The 16,729-nt window shown below is 64.6% G+C and carries 14 protein-coding genes; 13 read left to right on the top strand and 1 reads right to left on the bottom strand.

What is annotated here, in order from left to right:
* Positions 1 to 10: 10 nt before the first annotated feature.
* On the top strand, positions 11 to 1,720 hold the full coding sequence (locus RIE53_01745) for a CTP synthase (GenBank protein ID MEQ9103400.1): 1,710 nt from the start codon (positions 11 to 13) through the stop codon (positions 1,718 to 1,720).
* Here the strand turns inward: RIE53_01745 and RIE53_01740 are convergent.
* Complete coding sequence (locus RIE53_01740) at positions 1,704 to 2,414, bottom strand: hypothetical protein (protein ID MEQ9103399.1); 711 nt, start codon at positions 2,412 to 2,414, stop codon at positions 1,704 to 1,706. The genes RIE53_01745 and RIE53_01740 overlap by 17 nt on opposite strands.
* A 293-nt stretch (positions 2,415 to 2,707) precedes the next feature.
* Between RIE53_01740 and mraZ the strand changes: the two genes are divergently transcribed.
* The 12 genes from mraZ (at position 2,708) to ftsA (ending at position 16,700) form a co-directional block, all read left to right on the top strand.
* Complete coding sequence (gene mraZ / locus RIE53_01735; protein MEQ9103398.1) at positions 2,708 to 3,154, top strand: division/cell wall cluster transcriptional repressor MraZ; 447 nt, start codon at positions 2,708 to 2,710, stop codon at positions 3,152 to 3,154.
* Between the two features lie 17 nt (positions 3,155 to 3,171).
* The gene (gene rsmH / locus RIE53_01730) at positions 3,172 to 4,170 is read left to right on the top strand and encodes a 16S rRNA (cytosine(1402)-N(4))-methyltransferase RsmH (protein MEQ9103397.1); all 999 of its coding nucleotides are present in this window, start codon (positions 3,172 to 3,174) and stop codon (positions 4,168 to 4,170) included.
* 104 nt (positions 4,171 to 4,274) lie between these two features.
* Positions 4,275 to 4,760 (top strand): hypothetical protein, encoded by a 486-nt coding sequence (locus RIE53_01725; protein ID MEQ9103396.1) that lies wholly within the window; start codon positions 4,275 to 4,277, stop codon positions 4,758 to 4,760.
* Positions 4,761 to 4,762: 2 nt separating this feature from the next.
* Complete coding sequence (locus RIE53_01720) at positions 4,763 to 6,847, top strand: penicillin-binding transpeptidase domain-containing protein (GenBank protein ID MEQ9103395.1); 2,085 nt, start codon at positions 4,763 to 4,765, stop codon at positions 6,845 to 6,847.
* On the top strand, positions 6,844 to 8,358 hold the full coding sequence (locus RIE53_01715; GenBank protein MEQ9103394.1) for a UDP-N-acetylmuramoyl-L-alanyl-D-glutamate--2,6-diaminopimelate ligase: 1,515 nt from the start codon (positions 6,844 to 6,846) through the stop codon (positions 8,356 to 8,358). The genes RIE53_01720 and RIE53_01715 overlap by 4 nt, the downstream gene beginning before the upstream one ends.
* Before the next feature lie 3 nt (positions 8,359 to 8,361).
* Positions 8,362 to 9,519: a phospho-N-acetylmuramoyl-pentapeptide-transferase gene (mraY, locus tag RIE53_01710; protein MEQ9103393.1), complete on the top strand. Its 1,158-nt coding sequence runs from the start codon at positions 8,362 to 8,364 to the stop codon at positions 9,517 to 9,519.
* Positions 9,516 to 10,949 carry a UDP-N-acetylmuramoyl-L-alanine--D-glutamate ligase gene (murD, locus tag RIE53_01705; GenBank protein ID MEQ9103392.1) on the top strand — a complete coding sequence of 478 codons (1,434 nt, stop codon included), beginning with the start codon at positions 9,516 to 9,518 and terminating at the stop codon, positions 10,947 to 10,949. Before mraY ends, murD begins: the two co-directional genes overlap by 4 nt.
* A 20-nt stretch (positions 10,950 to 10,969) precedes the next feature.
* Positions 10,970 to 12,109: an FtsW/RodA/SpoVE family cell cycle protein gene (locus RIE53_01700; GenBank protein MEQ9103391.1), complete on the top strand. Its 1,140-nt coding sequence runs from the start codon at positions 10,970 to 10,972 to the stop codon at positions 12,107 to 12,109.
* A 5-nt stretch (positions 12,110 to 12,114) separates the two neighbouring features.
* Positions 12,115 to 13,278 (top strand): undecaprenyldiphospho-muramoylpentapeptide beta-N-acetylglucosaminyltransferase, encoded by a 1,164-nt coding sequence (murG, locus tag RIE53_01695; protein MEQ9103390.1) that lies wholly within the window; start codon positions 12,115 to 12,117, stop codon positions 13,276 to 13,278.
* A 5-nt stretch (positions 13,279 to 13,283) separates the two neighbouring features.
* On the top strand, positions 13,284 to 14,681 hold the full coding sequence (gene murC / locus RIE53_01690) for a UDP-N-acetylmuramate--L-alanine ligase (protein MEQ9103389.1): 1,398 nt from the start codon (positions 13,284 to 13,286) through the stop codon (positions 14,679 to 14,681).
* The gene (locus RIE53_01685) at positions 14,678 to 15,403 is read left to right on the top strand and encodes an FtsQ-type POTRA domain-containing protein (GenBank protein ID MEQ9103388.1); all 726 of its coding nucleotides are present in this window, start codon (positions 14,678 to 14,680) and stop codon (positions 15,401 to 15,403) included. The genes murC and RIE53_01685 overlap by 4 nt, the downstream gene beginning before the upstream one ends.
* 34 nt (positions 15,404 to 15,437) lie before the next feature.
* Complete coding sequence (gene ftsA / locus RIE53_01680; protein MEQ9103387.1) at positions 15,438 to 16,700, top strand: cell division protein FtsA; 1,263 nt, start codon at positions 15,438 to 15,440, stop codon at positions 16,698 to 16,700.
* Positions 16,701 to 16,729: the final 29 nt, after the last annotated feature.

The raw sequence follows: 16,729 nt of genomic DNA, 5'->3' as shown, positions 1-16,729 counted from the left end.
ACCGGGTCCCGTGCAGACCAAGTACATCTTCGTCACCGGTGGCGTTACATCGTCACTTGGAAAAGGCATTATTTGTGCCTCTCTCGGTCGTCTTCTGGAAGATCGGGGGCTTCGTGTCACCATCCAGAAGTTCGATCCCTACATCAACGTGGATCCGGGTACCATGAACCCGTACGAGCACGGTGAGGTGTACGTCACGGACGACGGCGCGGAAACCGACCTGGACCTGGGGCACTACGAGCGGTTCCTGGGCGTCCCGACCTCGCAGGCCAACAACGTCACGACGGGCCGCATCTACCTGGAGGTCATCAACAAGGAGCGCGCCGGGGCCTACCTGGGCAAGACCGTGCAGGTCGTGCCGCACATCATTGACGAGATCAAGCACTGGATGCAGAAGCTCGGCGAGACGGGCGAATATGATGTCATCCTGACCGAAATCGGAGGCACCGTTGGCGACATCGAAGGCCAGCCCTACCTGGAGGCCATCCGCCAGCTGCGCTATGAGCTTGGATCGCGCAACACCATGAACATCCACCTCACGCTCGTCCCGTATCTGGACGCCGCCGGCGAGGTGAAGACCAAACCCACGCAGCATTCGGTCAAGACGCTGTTGTCCTTCGGGTTGCAACCCGATGTGCTGGTCTGCAGGACGGACCGGCCGCTGGATGCCGACGTGCGCCGCAAACTGGCCCTGTTCTGCAACGTGGACAGCCGCGCCGTGGTGGCCAGCCAGGACGCCGAGTCCATCTATGAAGTGCCCCTGTTGATGCGCGAGCAGGGCCTGGATACCATCACGGCCGAGCGCCTCCACCTGGACGAGGACTTCCAGGGGCGCTTCGAGGATGCGCCGCGGATGGAAGACTGGGTGGAGTTCCTCCGGCGGCTCAAGGAGCCCAAGGGAAAGGTCCGGATTGCCCTCGTCGGCAAGTACGTGGAACACCAGGATGCCTACAAGTCCATAAGCGAGAGCTTCATCCTGGCCGGGGCCTGGGCCGGTGTTCAAGTGGAAGTCCGGGAAATCCTGTCCGATTCGGTGACCCCGGAGAATGTGGCCGGACTCATGGAGGGCATTGCGGGGATCCTGGTCGCTCCGGGGTTCGGCGAGCGGGGCATTGACGGCAAATTGGCCGCTGTCAAGTATGCCCGCGAGAGCGACATTCCGTTCTTCGGCATTTGCCTGGGCATGCAGTGTGCGGTGGTGGAATTCGCCCGCAATGTGTGTGGTTGGGAGGATGCGCACTCCACGGAATTCAATCCCGGGACCGATTATCCCGTCATCGACCTGATGGAAGAACAACGGAGTATTGCGGACAAGGGCGGCACCATGCGCCTGGGTGCCTACCGATGCGCGCTGACGCCGGGGTCCCGGGCTGCCGAAATCTACGGTGAACTGGAGGTGTCGGAGCGCCACCGTCACCGTTACGAGCTGAACAACGTGCTGCGCTACAAACTGGCCGAGAACGGCATGCAGCTCTCCGGCGTGAACCCGTCACGGGACCTGGTGGAGATTGTCGAGTTGCCCGAGAAGCGCTGGTTCATCGGCGTGCAGTTCCACCCGGAATACAAGAGCACGGTGGCACGGCCGCATCCGTTGTTCGCCTCGTTCGTGAAGGCGGCGCTGGCATTCGCGGAAGAAACCGGCTCCATGGGCAAACCGAAACCGCCACGCCGGGAAAAGAAAGTGCACCTCGCTTCTTCGAAGCTTATCGGCGGATCGTGACCCGGTCCGGCCAGGTGCGTTGCAGGGCCACGGGAATCCCCAGGGGGCCAGCCGTGGCGTCGTAGCGGGCGGTTGCATAGAGGGCGTCGTCCGGGACCAACAGGATGTCATCGCCCAGGCACCGCGCCCGCCGGACCGTGCGACGGTCATGGACCGGGCACACGACCAGGTCTCCCGTCCGGATGTCCGGGACGGGTACCGCGTACCAGACCACCAGGTCGCCGATCAGGATGCCGCACGACACCATGCCGTTGTCGGGCACGCGGGTCAGGTGGAGCTCCAGGTCTCCGGGCGCGAGGTCATGCGGAATCCAGACTTCGTCCGTCTGCACCACCCGTCCCCACCCGATTTCCCCACCGCTCCCCCCGCCGTCGTCGACGCGGCGGGCTCCGGTATGCGGCCCTCCCCCGGGAATCGGTGCGCCGTCGGGGCCTGTCCGTGCATCCGGTTGGTCCTTTTCCGGTTCCAGGCTCTGCAGGACCCGGATTCCGCGCGCCGTACCGGGTTCGACATCAATCCAGCCCTTGGATTCCAGGTGTTCCACCAGCCGGACGGCACTCGTCGTGGAAGCGGCCCCGATGAGGTCGGCCAACTCCGCATACGTCGGCGCCCAGCCGTGCGTACGGATGTGGTTTTCCACAGCCTGCAGGGCGTCTTTCTGTCGCCGGGTGAGCGGTAGCGGGGGTGGGACCATGGACCGTCGGTCTGAATGGTGTATTTATATACACGTTTCATGGGATAATACGTATAAAAATACTATTATTGGAATTATCCACCCGCCGTCCACAGGTTACCCACACCTCACCACCCGGGAAAGCGGGCTGAAAGTGGTAAAAACGAGAGTTTCCGTACCCCGTATGGCTTGACATTCGGCGGGAAACGTGTACCTTTGGAGGAAAGTGGGGAATTGTGGGGAATCATCCCATGCTCTGCAGCGCCCCACCTCCCCGAATCCGCCCCCGTTTCCGCACCGCTTCCACCCACGTCATGGCTCGTTTCAAGGGACAGGCAGAATACTCCGTCGACAGCAAGGGACGGGTTGCCATTCCGGCCAAGATGAGGAATGCCCTGAGCCCGGAAGCGAACCAGACGTTCACGCTCACGAAGGGCTTCGAGAAATGCATCTACCTGTATCCCCTCGATGAATGGAAGGTGCGGGAAGAGCAATTCGCCGCACTGAACACCTATCAGAAGGAAGCCCGGCACCTGGTCCGCATGATCCTCATGTGGGCCGAGGAGGTCTCACTGGACGGTCAGGGACGGGTATCCCTGCCCAAGGCACTCGCGGAATATGCCGGGATCGGGGAAAAGGCGCTGATCATCGGCGCCATGGAACGAATTGAACTGTGGGATCCCGACGCGTTTGCCCGTTATCTGGAGGAGTCGCCGACCGATCCGGAAGAACTGGCGGAACGGGTCATGGGATCCGGTTGACAGGTGGGGTACCCGACATGGCACATGAGACTCCACCTGGGCGTGACGCGGACTACGCTTCGGAGTATCACGCGCCCGTTCTTTGCAATACTGTAATCGATCACCTCATAACGGACGTCGAAGGGACGTACGTGGACGGTACGCTCGGCGGTGGTGGGCACGCGGAAGCCCTGCTGCATGCACTCGGCGCGAACGCACGCGTGGTGGGCGTGGACCGGGATCCCGAGGCCCTCCATGAGGCGGGCGTGCGCCTGAAGACCGAGATGGACCGGGGGCGGTTCATACCGGTACACGGTGCGTTTTCGGACCTGAAGGCGTTGTTGGGTGGATTGGGACTGGACCGTGTGGATGGCATCCTGTTGGACCTTGGCGTTTCGTCGCATCAACTGGACGAAGGGCGTCGCGGCTTCAGCCATCGGTTTGACGGCCCACTGGACATGCGTATGGATCCGACCACGGGCATGTCGGCCGCCGAATGGCTGAACGAAGCGGACGAGCGCGAAATCGCGATGGCCCTCTTCAAGCTCGGCGAGGAACCCATGGCACGGCGCCTGGCGGCTGCCATCGTGCGGGAGCGTCCACTGGAAACGACGGCGGAATTGGCCGACATCGTGCGCAAGGTGGTACCGGGGCACAAGGTCGGCAAGGCACTTGCACGCGTATTCCAGGGCATCCGGATTTTCGTCAATGATGAACTGGGCGAATTGGAACGGGTGTTGGACGCCGCTACGGACCGGACGCGGACAAACGGTCGCATGGCCGTGATCTCCTACCATTCTCTGGAGGATCGCAGGGTCAAGCGGTACCTGCGAAGCGGCCATCTGGACGGAGAGGTCCGACGGGACCTGTATGGCAATCGACTGACCCCGTGGCGCGAGCTCACCCGCGGTGCCCTCGTGGCCGATGCCGAAGAGATTGATCGGAATCCCCGTGCCCGGAGCGCGCGCCTGCGCGTGGCCGAGCGCACGGAATTTGAAGCGGACCCGGATTCGGGCCGCACTGAAGACAGAACATAATGGCGATCCGTCGCACAAAAACCGGCAGCAAGCGCGCTACGCGCTTCGTCAAGGGTGGCCCTGCCACCCCGACCGGGACGACTACGCCCCGCAGGAAATCGGTCGTGCGCAAGACGGCAGCCACGAAGGCGCCGAACACCGCCCCGAAGACCCGGGCCAAGTCTGCATCGAGGGCAACACCGAAGGTCGCCCCGAAATCGCAGGGCACGCCGAAGTCGCAGGGCGCGCCGAAACGCGATACCCCGTTCGGGCCGTCCTGGACGGCCCTGGAGAAGGACAATGCTCGCAAGCGCCGCAAACGGAACGGGCGAACCACCTTTATCGGGTCATTGTCCACGCTCCGGTTCGCCTTGGGAGTCTTGGCCGTGGCCATCGTGTTCACGCTTTACGTGGGTCATGTATACGCCACGCAGGAACTGGTGCAGGACGTGGAGCGCCTGTCCCGCCAGCGCCTTGAGTTGGACCTGGAGTACAACCGCGTGCGGGGTCAGTTTGACCGTGTCACCGGACACGACGACATCTGGGAACGGGCCCGTGACCTGGGCCTTCGCGAAGCCGTCCCCACCGGCGAACGCCTGGAGGTGCGGTGATCATGCAACCCAAGGACCAGATCTTTGCCCGCATGTATGTGGTGGCCACGCTGATTGCGCTGTTCCCCGTACTGATTGCCTTCCAGGTGGCCCGCATATCGGTGGTCGAGGGCCCTGAACTGCGGGAGCGGATGGCGGCCCAATCGACGTCGTTCGAGCAGATCCCGGCCATGCGGGGCCGCATTGTGGATGCCTCCGGCCGGAACATGGCCGTCAACGTGCGCCGTTATACGGTGGGCGTGGATCCCACCACCAAGGCGTTCCAGGACAACCGCAGCCAGGCCATCGGCCGGATTGCGGACCTGATGGGCATGAACCGGAGTGAAGTGGAGCGGCGCATCCGTCAGCGCTCCAGCCCGAAATACGCGGTCCTGGCAACGAACAAGGTCGCATCGACCGAGACCATGGCCGAACTCCGCACGGTGCCGGGCATCTCCCTCACGGAGTCCTTCACCCGGCAGTACAGCCATGGTACGACGGCCTCCCACGTGCTGGGTCACGTGAACACGGACCTGAAAGGTATTTCCGGTCTGGAAATGCAATACGATTCGTGGCTTTCGGGCACCCCCGGACGGCGCGCCCTGCGCAAGGACCGCCGACGCAACCTGTCCTATGACACCCGCCTGGATGTCGTGGAGCCGACGCACGGGGAATCCATCCACCTGACCATCGACCTGGTGCGCCAGGAAATCATGGAGCAGGAGCTGGAAAAGGGGGTGCTCTCGTCGGGTGCCAACTGGGGAGTGGCCATTGCCATGGACCCCCACACGGGCGCCATCCTGGCCATGGCCAACTATCCGACGTACGACCCCAACCAGGCAGGTCGTTTCGATACCTTCGAGCGCCGCAACCATGCCATCAACGATCTGATCGAGCCGGGCTCCACGTTCAAATTGATTGCTTCGGTGGCTGCGCTGGAAAGTGGGGTGGTGGCGCTCACGGATACCGTGGATACCGGTACGGGCTCGGAATACCGGTATGGATACGAACTTCGCGATACGCACGCCCTCGGCAAGGTCTCCTTCCTGGAAGTCATCCAGGAGTCCAGCAACATCGGCATGGCGCAGGTGGCGGAGCGGATGGATAAAGGGGTTCTGTACCGATATGCCCGGGACTTCGGATTCGACCAGCCGACATGGATAGACCTGCCGGGCGAGACGTCGGGGCGGATAAAGCGTCCCGATGCATGGTCCCGAACGACGGTCAGCGCCATGAGTCGCGGGTATGAAATCCAGTCCACCCCGCTCCAGATGCTTGTAGCCTACGCGGCGCTGGCGAACGGTGGCGTCCTGGTCACGCCGCACATCGTGAAAGAACGGCGGGATGTACTGGGCAATGTGACGTGGCAGGCGAATCCGGATTCCGTCCGCCGGGCCTTCAAGCGGTCGACCGCCGAACTCATCCGGCCGGCATTCGAGGCGGTGGTGGATTCGGGGACCGCCACGCAGGCCCGGATTGAAGGGGTACGGGTGGCCGGAAAAACCGGGACCGCGTCGAAGTATGTGAACGGGTCCTACTCCCGCAGCGACTACCGGGCCACGTTTGCCGGTTTCTTCCCCGCGGACCATCCGACGGTGGCCATGATCGTGATCATGGATGAGCCGTCGTCCAGCATTTATGGCGGAGCCGTCTCGGCACCCGTGTTCCGGGCCATCGGGGAGCGCTGGCTGGCCACGTCTCCCGAATTGACCCCGCAGCCTGTGCTGGCAGAGGTGCACCGGGCCGATACCGTCGCGACGACCCCGAGCGTAGAGGGCATGCCCGCGGCCGTTGCGTCGCGCGTACTGCGCGCCAACGGGTACCGGCCGCGCGATGTGGACCATCCGGAAGCCTTCGTCGGTGAGGCATCGACCTCCGACCGGCGGCCCGTGGACATCGGTACCCGCGTCCGCCTGGTGACAGATACCTCGGCGCCGCCCATCGAACGGGTCATGCCGGACGTGACGGGTCTGGGTGCGCGCGACGCGGCCCGGTGGCTGGAACGGCTCGGCGTAGCCGTGCGGCTCCAGGGAAGGGGCCGCGTGTCGGCCCAGTGGCCTGCTCCGGGTGCGAACCTGCCGGCGGAGGCGGCGCTGACACTGAAATGACGACCCAGCTCACATATGACGACGCCCGCGCGCGGCTGGATGCCTGCGGTCTGTTGGTTGATGGCTCGGCGGTCGGGAGCGACTTCCCGGTGGGCATGCCCACCGACGACAGCCGCATGGTCACCGAGGGTGCGACATTCGTGGCCATCCGCGGCACAAAGGAGGACGGACACAAGCACATCCGGTCGGCCCTGAAGTCGGGTGCTCGATGCATTGTACACGAAACGGATCTGACGGACGTGAAGCCGGTCGTCAAGCTTCCGGAAGGGGTGGCCACGCTGCACGTGCGCAGCGGACAGGCCCGCGCCGCCCTGGCCGAGTTGGCCGCGATGGCCACCGGCAATCCCGGCGCCGACCTGTTGCTGGTGGCCACCACCGGCACCAACGGAAAGACGACCACGGCCACCCTGATTGCGGAGGCCCTGACGGGACTCGGCACGTCCTGTGGGTTCGTGGGAACGACGGGGTACCGCGTGGCCCGCCCGGACGGTGGAGAGCCGGTCACACTGGCCGCCCGGCATACCACGCCATCGGCGCCGACCCTGTATGGGTTGCTGGCGGATATGCGCGAGGCCGGGTGTACGGCCTGCTCCATGGAAGCGTCGAGCCACGCCATCCACCAGCACCGGTTCCGCGTGGAAGACGTGGACGTGGCCGTGTTCACGAACCTGACGCGCGACCATCTGGACTATCACGGCTCCGAGGACGCCTATTTTTCAGCCAAGAAGATGCTGTTCGACGGCTTGGGGGCCGATCGCTCGGCCGTCGTCAATGCCGACGACCCCCGCGCCATGGACCTGGTGGCGGACTGTCCGGCGCAGGTCCTGACGTACGGCTCGACGCCCTACGCCGACATCCAGTGGACCTTGCATGCTTCCACGGCCGATGGACTGGACCTGACCGTGGACGGGCACCGGGCACGGTATCCGCTTGCGGGGAGCTTCAATGCCGCCAACCTGACCGCGTGCTATGCGGCCTTGCGGGCCGCCGGGCACGCATCGACAGACATTTTCCCCGTGCTGGAAGCCTCCCGCCCGGTGGAAGGCCGGTTCGAGGTGGTTTCCGGCAGGTCGGGGGTGAAGGCCGTCATCGACTACGCCCATACCCCCGATGCGCTGGAGCAGGTGCTGCGCGCTGCGCGGGACATCACCCCGGAAAACAAGCGTCTATGGGTGGTGTTCGGGTGCGGTGGGGACCGGGACCGGGGCAAGCGACCGCTCATGGCACGCACGGCCGAACGGTTGGCGGACCGGGTCATTGTCACCAGCGACAACCCCCGGAACGAAGACCCCGACGCCATCATCGAGGAAATCATGGCCGGATTCATGCGGCCGTGGTTGCCCATGCGGGTCACGGACCGGGCGGAGGCCATTGGCCTGGCCATGCGCAGCGCATCGGCCGGCGAAGTGGTCGTGGTGGCCGGAAAGGGTCACGAGACCTACCAGGAAATCGGGGACGAGCGCACGCCGTTCGACGATCACGCCCACGTTCTCGCATCTTCCGGAAACTGATCCATGCTCTGGTACCTCATACAATATCTGGAGCGGACATTCGAACCCCCGGGGTTCCAGGTCTTCCAATTCACGACGGTGCGGGCCTCGCTGGCGGCGCTGACGGCGCTCATCATTGCGCTGTTCGTCGGAAAACACATCATTGCGTGGCTGCAGACGCGCCTGTTGGGGGAACGCGTGCGGGAAGGCGAGTTGGCCGGGGCCGTGGATCACACGCACAAGGCCGGCACGCCCACCATGGGTGGGCTCATCATCCTGCTCTCGGTTCTGGGGGCGACACTGCTCTGGGGCGCCATAGCCGAGGTGTATGTGTGGCTCGTCATGCTGGCCACCGCGTGGATGGGTGCGTTCGGTTTCATGGACGACTACATCAAGGTCGTGAAGCGGGACAAGAGCGGGCTGTCGGCGCGGTTGAAGGTATTCGGACAGGTTTCCATCGGCCTCATCGTGGGCACGGTGCTCTATTTCCATCCGCAGTCCTCGGACATCCGGACCCTGACCTACCTGCCTTTCGTGGCCAACGAGACCCTGGACTACGATTTCCTGCGCTTCTGGGTCACCGGTGTCGACCTGGGATGGCTCATCTACATCCCCGTGGTGGTCTTCATCCTGACGGCGGTTTCCAACGCGGTGAACCTGACCGACGGGTTGGACGGACTGGCGGCGGGCGTGACCGGCATTGTGGCGGTGGGGCTCACGGCGCTTACGTTCATTGCAGGCAACGCGGTGTTCTCCGACTTCCTGAACGAGATGATGATTCCCGGTGCCGGGGAGCTGACCGTGTTCGCGGCCTCGCTCGCGGCCGCCTGTTTCGGATTCCTGTGGTACAACGGATACCCCGCGCAGGTCTTCATGGGCGATACCGGGGCGTTGGCTCTGGGTGCGGCCGTCGGTACCCTCACACTCATGGTGCGCAAGGAGTTGCTGCTTCCCCTGCTCTGCGCCGTGTTCTTCATGGAGACGGTTTCGGTCATCATCCAGACCTCCTGGTTCAAGTACACGCGGCGGCGCACGGGAACGGGGCAACGGGTATTCCGGATGGCCCCCATCCATCACCATTTCGAGGCCGGAGGCACGCACGAGGCCAAGATTGTCGTGCGCTTCTGGCTCATCACGGCCATTACGGTCGTGGCCACCCTGCTGGTCCTGCGCATAAGATGACGGCACAGACCCGACATACCGCCCCGCGGATGCTGCCCGACGGCACGGTCCTGCCTGACCGGGTGACCGTCGTGGGTGCAGCCCGGAGTGGCCGTGCGGCGGCTCGGCTCCTGGCGTCGTACGGAACGCAGGTTTTCGTGACCGACTCCGGCCCTGTGGATGCGGCGACGACCCGTGAATTCGCGGCCCTGGACATTGCATTCGAATCGGGTGGCCATACGGCCCGGGCCCTGGAAACCGGACTTGTCGTGACCAGCCCCGGGGTACCGCCGACGGCCGCGCCCCTGGCCGGTGCGCTGTCGGCCGGGGTGCCGGTCTGGTCCGAGCTGGAACTGGCCAGCCGGTGCACGTCGGCCCGGACGGTGGCCATCACCGGATCGAACGGCAAGACGACCACCACCGAGTTGTTGGGCCATGTCTTCCGGACGGCCGGCTGGACGACCCATGTGTGCGGCAACGTCGGCACCCCGTATTCGGACGTGGTGCTCTCGACGACGCCGGACGATGTGGTGGTCCTGGAAGTGTCCAGCTACCAATTGGAGCACGTGCACACGTTCCGGCCGGACGTGTCCGTGCTGTTGAACCTGTCGCCGGACCACCTGGACCGGTACGGGGGCGACATGGCCCGGTACGCGGCCACGAAATATCGGATGACGGCCCGGCAGACACCCCTGGATGCCTGCGTCTACAATGCCGACGACTCCCGCATTGCGGCCTTCGTGGAAGGGACGCATGGTGAGGGGCGCGGCGGGCAGCCGGGGACGCACGCGCGGCCCTGTCCGTTCGGCCTGGATCGGATGCCGGAAGGCTCATTCTTCGCGCAGGGGACCGTCCGTGACGGTCACCTGATCCTGACCTTGAACAACAAATCGAGCGACTTCATGCAGTTGGACGAACTGGCCCTCCGTGGCCGTCACAACGTCTACAATTCCCTGGCAGCCGCCGTAGCGGCCCGCGTCATGGAGGTCCGGAGCGATCTGGTACGCGAAAGCCTGCGCGGCTTCTCGGGTGTCCCCCATCGGCTGGAGCCGGTGCGTTCCGTGGGAGGCGTGCAATGGGTGAACGACTCCAAGGCCACGAACGTGAATGCGGTCTGGTACGCGCTGGAGAGCTTCCGGGAAAACATTGTGCTGATTGCCGGCGGGCGGGACAAGGGCGGTGGATACGAAGCGTTGCGTCCCCTGGTCGAAGAACGGGTCCGTGCCCTGGTCACGATCGGGGAGGCATCCCAGGCCATCCAGGCCGCGCTGGGCGACTGCGTGAAGGATGCGGTTCCGGCGTCCAATCTGGATGAAGCCGTACACCTGGCCTCGCTTCTCGCGCAGCCCGGCGACGTCGTCCTGCTCAGTCCCGCCTGCTCTTCTTTCGACATGTTCGACAATTTCGAGCACCGGGGCGATGCGTTCCGGCAACTGGTTTCGAGACTCTGATCCTGTAATTCTGTAACCCCATGGCCCTCTTCACCTTACCGGCAAACGACTCGCGGACGGCGGACAAGTATGTCCTCTGGGCCGTCATATCGTTGTGTGCCATCGGGGTGGTGGCGGTCTACAGTGCGATTGCGTTCCTGGCCGAGACGAAGTCGGGTGGGGATACGGAGCGATTCCTGTTCAAGCACCTGGTCCGGGTATTCTTCGCGCTGGGCATCATGGGCTTCTTCTCCGTGGTGAACTACCGCGTCCTGGCCAAATTCGCCCGGTTTGCGCTCATCGGTTCCATCGGGTTGCTGCTGCTGGTCCAGGTGGTCGGTGTCGTATCGGGGGGCGCGGCGCGTTGGTTGGCCATCGGTACGTTCGGATTCCAGCCGTCGGACCTGGCAAAGGTCGCCCTCATCCTGTATGTGGCCGTCCTGCTGGCCAACAAGCAGGCCTACATCGAATCGTTCTCGCGCGCGTTCGCGCCCATCTTCTTCTGGATCATCGTGACGGTGGCGGCCATCGGCATTGAGGACCTGTCCACGGCGGCGCTGGTGCTGGCGTCCGTGTTGACCATGTGCTTCATTGCCCGCGTGCGGTTGCTCCACATTGCCGGAGTCGGTGCGCTGGGATTGACCCTGGCCTACATGCTGTTGCTGGCCTCTCCCGGTCGTGCGGCGCGCGTGGAGTCCTTCACCGGCATGAAACTCTTCCCGAATACGGTGGCCGAGGAGGTATTCAGCGCCCAGGACGAGGGGTATCAGGCCGAACAGGCGCGGATTGCCATCGCGGCCGGCGGCGTGTTCGGGGTAGGCCCCGGAAAGAGCATCCAGCGCGACTTCCTGCCGGCGCCGTACAACGATTTCATCTACGCCATCATCACGGAGGAGTATGGCATGGTCGGCGCCTTCGTGCTGCTGGGCCTGTTCGTGCTCATCCTGTTCCGGGGACTGCTGCGCGTGGCCCGGCACGCCCCCGACCCCCTTGGCTGCTTCATGGCGGTCGGGCTCGTGGTCATGATTGCCCTTTATGGCTTCATCCATGCCGGAGTAACGGCCCGCTTGCTGCCGGTTACCGGCCTGCCCATGCCGTTCGTGTCCTTCGGGGGCACCAACATGGCCGCCAGCGGCATGATGATCGGCATCCTGCTCAACATATCCCGGCAAACGGAATGACGCAGATGATGCCATACCGCTCCGGAATCCGCGTCCTTCTGGCTGGCGGCGGCACGGGGGGACACGTGTACCCGGCCATCGCCATTGCGCATGCCGTCCAGTCGCGGCGCCCGACCGCGGAAATCGCGTTTGCCGGATCGCGGGACCGGATGGAATGGCAGGCTGTGCCCAAGGCCGGATTCCCCATCCACGAGATTGCGGTCCAGGGACTGCAACGCGCGCTGACCCTCAAGAATGCCCGGTTGCCATTCACGGTGACGAAGGGATTGATGCAGGCATGGAGCCTTATCAAGCATTTTGATGCCCATGTTGTGGTCGGAACGGGTGGATACGTCGCGTTGCCCGTGCTGTTGGCGGCGCGCGGCAGGGGCGTCCCGACGCTCATCCAGGAGCAGAACGCCTATGTGGGCCTGACGAACCGGATTGCGGCCCGATTCGCCGACCGGATCCATGTGGCATTCCAGGAGGCGGCCGATCGGTTGCCGGACGGCGTGGCGAAGGTTACCGGCAATCCGGTGCGGGCCGAGCTGGCGGACGTCGCGGTGCGGGACCGTGCCGAGGCCCGCGCAGCATTGGGTTTTGAAGCCGCAGCGGGAGCCGGCGGCTCGGCAGAGGGTGCCGACCATGGGCAGATGGTGTTCGTATTCGGTGGATCGCTGGGCAGTCTGGCCCTGAACCGGGCCATGGAACGGGTGGTTGCCGACCTGCTCCGGCGACCGGGACTCTGCGTCTACTGGCAGACGGGACGGAACTATCATGCGGACATCGTGGAGCGTCTGGGGGACCGCATGGCGGGGCGGCTGCGCGTCGTCCCGTATGTGGACGACATGGCGACGGTCTATGCTGCTGCCGACGTGGTGGTGTGCCGCAGCGGCGCACTCACCTGCTCGGAGCTTATGCTCACCGGTCGGCCGTCGCTCCTCGTGCCGTCGCCGAACGTGACCGAGGACCATCAGACCCTGAACGCGCGGAGCCTGCAACAGGCGGGTGCCGCGGAAGTCCTGCGGGAGGCCGATCTCGAGGCCACGCTCGTGGACCGGTTGTTCTCGCTGCTGGACAACCCGGCAGGTCTTCGCCGCATGTCCGCAGCGGCCCGCTCGCTGGCCCGCCCGACGGCGGCCGCCGACATCGCCGCCGACGTCATCCAACTCGCGGAGGCACGGTCATGACGGACATGCGCAGACAGCGGACATTCGGACGGATTGGCCAGGTCCACATGGTGGGCATCGGGGGCATCGGCATGAGCTCGATTGCCGACGTACTGTTGCGCCGCGGTTTCGTGGTGACGGGATCGGACATGGCCGAGAACGATATGACCGTGAGCCTGCGCGAACAGGGGGCTGTGGTCCACATCGGACACGAAGCCGGGCACGCGGAGGGCGCCGACGTCGTGGTCTACTCGTCGGCGGTGGATCCGGAGACGAATCCCGAGACGCGGTGGGCCCGGGAGCATCATGTGCCGCTCATCGGTCGGCCGGAAATGCTCGGCGAGCTCATGCGCATGAAATTCGGTGTGGGCATTGCCGGGACCCACGGCAAGACGACCACCACGACCATGGCCGGACACGTGGTGCAGGCGGGTCGGTTCGATCCCACGGTCATCGTGGGTGGCAAGGTCTCGTCCTTCGGCAGCAATGCGGTGTCCGGGGATGGCGATATCATCGTGATCGAGGCCGACGAATATGACCGGACGTTCCTGCGCCTGACGCCAGCGCTGGCGGTCATCACCAACATTGACGTGGATCACCTGGACTGCTACCGGGACCTGGACGACATCCGGGACGCGTTCGTGCAGTACGCCAACAGCGTGCCGTTCTTCGGTGCCGCCATCGTGTGTCTGGACGACCCCGAAGTGCGTACCATCCTGCCACGCCTGAACCGGCGCGTGGTCACCTACGGCACGCGCCGTCAGGCCCAGGTCCGGGTGGACCGGGTGGAGCAGGACGGGCGGACCATGGCGTTCGACCTGGTCCACGGCGGGGAACGGCTCGGGCGACTGACCGTCCGGGCACCCGGCATGCACAACGTCCTGAATGCCACGGCCGCCGTGGCCATCGGGCTGGAGCTCGGCATTCCATTCGAAGCCATCCGGGACGGCCTGGCCGCGTTCGACGGGGTGCATCGACGCATGCAGGAAATCGCGGATGTGGGCGAGGTGCTGATTGTCGACGACTATGCGCATCATCCAACGGAAATCCGGGCCTCGTTGGCGGGCGCGGCGGCCTGCTGGCCGGACCGGCGCATTGTAGCCGTCTTCCAACCCCATCTTTTCTCGCGTACCGAGCAACTGGCCGATGCCTTCGGCGGGGCGTTCTTCGATGCCGATGTGGTCATCGTAACCGACATCTATCCGGCCCGCGAAGCCCCCATTCCGGGTGTGGACGGCGGCATGGTGGCCCGCCGTGTCGAAGCGTCGGGGCATCCCGACGTGACCTATGTGCGGGACCGGACCGAAGTGGCCACCCACATTGCTGCCATGTGCCGCCCCGGGGACGTCGTGCTGACGTTGGGGGCCGGAGATATCTGGCGGTCGAGTCGTGACCTCACCACCCTGTTGGAGGTGCGCGCATGAAACGATTGATGGGCATGGTGTTGCTGTTGGCCGCCGGGACCGGCGGATTTCTCGCCTGGCAGTGGCTTACGGCCGTGACCGTGAACGGTATTGAGATTCGGGGTGATCGATACGCCGCGGAATCCGAGCTCCGGGAATTGATGGCGGTCGATACGGGCATGGTCATGTTCGACCTCGACGCCGATATCCTGGCCGACCGCGTCCGCCGGCATCCGTGGGTGGCCGATGCCGACGTGGGACGGCTACCCAGCGGGAGGCTCATGGTGGACGTCGTGGAGCGGGAGCCAGTCGCCCAGGCCGTTTCCGCCAGCGGTCGTCCGGACTACTATTTCGACCGGAACGGGTACCGGATGCCGCGACCGGACAGCGCCTGGTACGACGTGGTGCTGGTGAGCGGACTGCAGGAGCCGTTCCACCCGGTCACGCCGGTCGCCCATTCGGCACTCCGCGAACTGCTCCTGCTGTTGCCCGAACTGCCCGAGGAAACCGATGCGCTCCTGTCCGAAATCGAGGTGGACGGGGCCGATCTGCAGTTGCGTTTGACGCCATCCGGCCCGCACCAGGCCCTGCCGGTGCGGCTGGGGTCGTCCGGTTTCGACACCAAGCTCCGCAACCTCACCGCATTCTGGGAGCGGGAAATCCTGCGACGCCAGGATACCGACTTCCGCCTCATAGACCTCCGGTTCAACAATCAGGTGGTTACCCGGGAGGTGCCCCGATGAACGCTTCTTTCACCATGCCAGCTGTACGCGAGATATGAACGACAAGATTGTCATAGGATTGGATATCGGCACGACCAAGGTGTGCGCCGTCGTGGCCACATCGGACGATATGGGTCGTGTAAACCTGTTGGGCGTGGGCGTTGCACCGTCCGACGGCCTGAACCGCGGCGTGGTCGTGAACATCGACAAGACCGTGGAGTCGGTCCGGACGGCTGTGGAGGAGGCCGCCCGGATGGCGGGCGTCCAGGTCCGGAACGTGATCGTGGGCATTGCCGGGGACCATGTCCAGAGCTTCCAGTCCCGCGGGGTCGTGACCATTTCCAACCGGGACGGTGAAATCACGGAAGCAGACGTGCAGCGACTGCTGGAAGACACCACCCACGTGGCCATGCCCACGGACCGGGAAATCCTGCACGTCATTCCGCAGGAGTTCATTGTGGACGGGCAGGACGGCGTGGCCGACCCGGTGGGCATGAGCGGCGTCCGGCTGGAGGCGAACGTGCACATCATAACGGGTCTGGTTTCTGCCGCGAAGAACATTTACCGGTGCATTGAGAAGGCGGGGTACCAGGTGGCCGACATCGTGCTCGAGCCGCTGGGAAGCTCGTTCGCCGTGCTGCACCAGGACGAAAAGGAAGTGGGCGTGGCCCTGATTGACATCGGTGGCGGTACGTCCGACATCGCGGTGTTCGAGGACAACACCATCCGGCACACGGCCGTCGTGGCGGTGGCCGGCAACAAGGTGACCGACGACATCCGGAAGGGCCTCGGCGTCATGCGGGACCAGGCTGAAGCCCTGAAGTGCGAATTCGGCGTCGCCATGGTGGAGATGGCCGAAGACGAAGAAATAGCCATACCGGGCGTGGGTGGCCGGACCGAAAAACGCATTGGTCGCCACGCACTGGCACAGATCATCCAGCCGCGCCTCGAGGAAATCCTTGAGATCGCTGCCATTGAAATAAAGCGTAGCGGCTACGCGCGCCACCTCTCGGCAGGGGTGGTGCTTACGGGAGGCGGTTCCTTGATTCCGGGAACCGACGAACTCGCCTCTGAAATCCTGGGCATGGATGCCCGGATAGGTCGCCCGATGGGCCTGTCCGCGGGTCTGGTCCAGGAAGTCAGCGATCCGAAGTTCGCCACCGCAGTGGGGCTCGTGCTCTACGGTCTTCGACCGGAGATGATCGGCAATACGCCGTTCCGCACGGACACCCTGAACACCGGTGGCGCACACCAGGAACGGGAAGGTCTCATGAGCGATATCGCCAGCCGCATGCGGAGGTGGTTCGATGAACTCTGAGACGGGACCAACGGAATACCGGAATTGCT

Source organism: Rhodothermales bacterium, from assembly GCA_040221055.1.
GTDB lineage: Bacteria > Bacteroidota > Rhodothermia > Rhodothermales > UBA10348 > 1-14-0-65-60-17.
This window is presented reverse-complemented; position numbering and strand designations above follow the sequence as displayed.

Bases quoted from the DNA above. Each gene is read 5' to 3' on its own strand.
- RIE53_01740 (MEQ9103399.1), bottom strand. From the start codon at position 2,414: ATGGTCCCACCCCCGCTACCGCTCACCCGGCGACAGAAAGACGCCCTG.
- mraZ (MEQ9103398.1), top strand. From the start codon at position 2,708: ATGGCTCGTTTCAAGGGACAGGCAGAATACTCCGTCGACAGCAAGGGA.
- rsmH (MEQ9103397.1), top strand. From the start codon at position 3,172: ATGGCACATGAGACTCCACCTGGGCGTGACGCGGACTACGCTTCGGAG.
- RIE53_01720 (MEQ9103395.1), top strand. From the start codon at position 4,763: ATGCAACCCAAGGACCAGATCTTTGCCCGCATGTATGTGGTGGCCACG.
- RIE53_01715 (MEQ9103394.1), top strand. From the start codon at position 6,844: ATGACGACCCAGCTCACATATGACGACGCCCGCGCGCGGCTGGATGCC.
- mraY (MEQ9103393.1), top strand. From the start codon at position 8,362: ATGCTCTGGTACCTCATACAATATCTGGAGCGGACATTCGAACCCCCG.
- murD (MEQ9103392.1), top strand. From the start codon at position 9,516: ATGACGGCACAGACCCGACATACCGCCCCGCGGATGCTGCCCGACGGC.
- RIE53_01700 (MEQ9103391.1), top strand. From the start codon at position 10,970: ATGGCCCTCTTCACCTTACCGGCAAACGACTCGCGGACGGCGGACAAG.
- murG (MEQ9103390.1), top strand. From the start codon at position 12,115: ATGATGCCATACCGCTCCGGAATCCGCGTCCTTCTGGCTGGCGGCGGC.
- murC (MEQ9103389.1), top strand. From the start codon at position 13,284: ATGCGCAGACAGCGGACATTCGGACGGATTGGCCAGGTCCACATGGTG.
- RIE53_01685 (MEQ9103388.1), top strand. From the start codon at position 14,678: ATGAAACGATTGATGGGCATGGTGTTGCTGTTGGCCGCCGGGACCGGC.
- ftsA (MEQ9103387.1), top strand. From the start codon at position 15,438: ATGAACGACAAGATTGTCATAGGATTGGATATCGGCACGACCAAGGTG.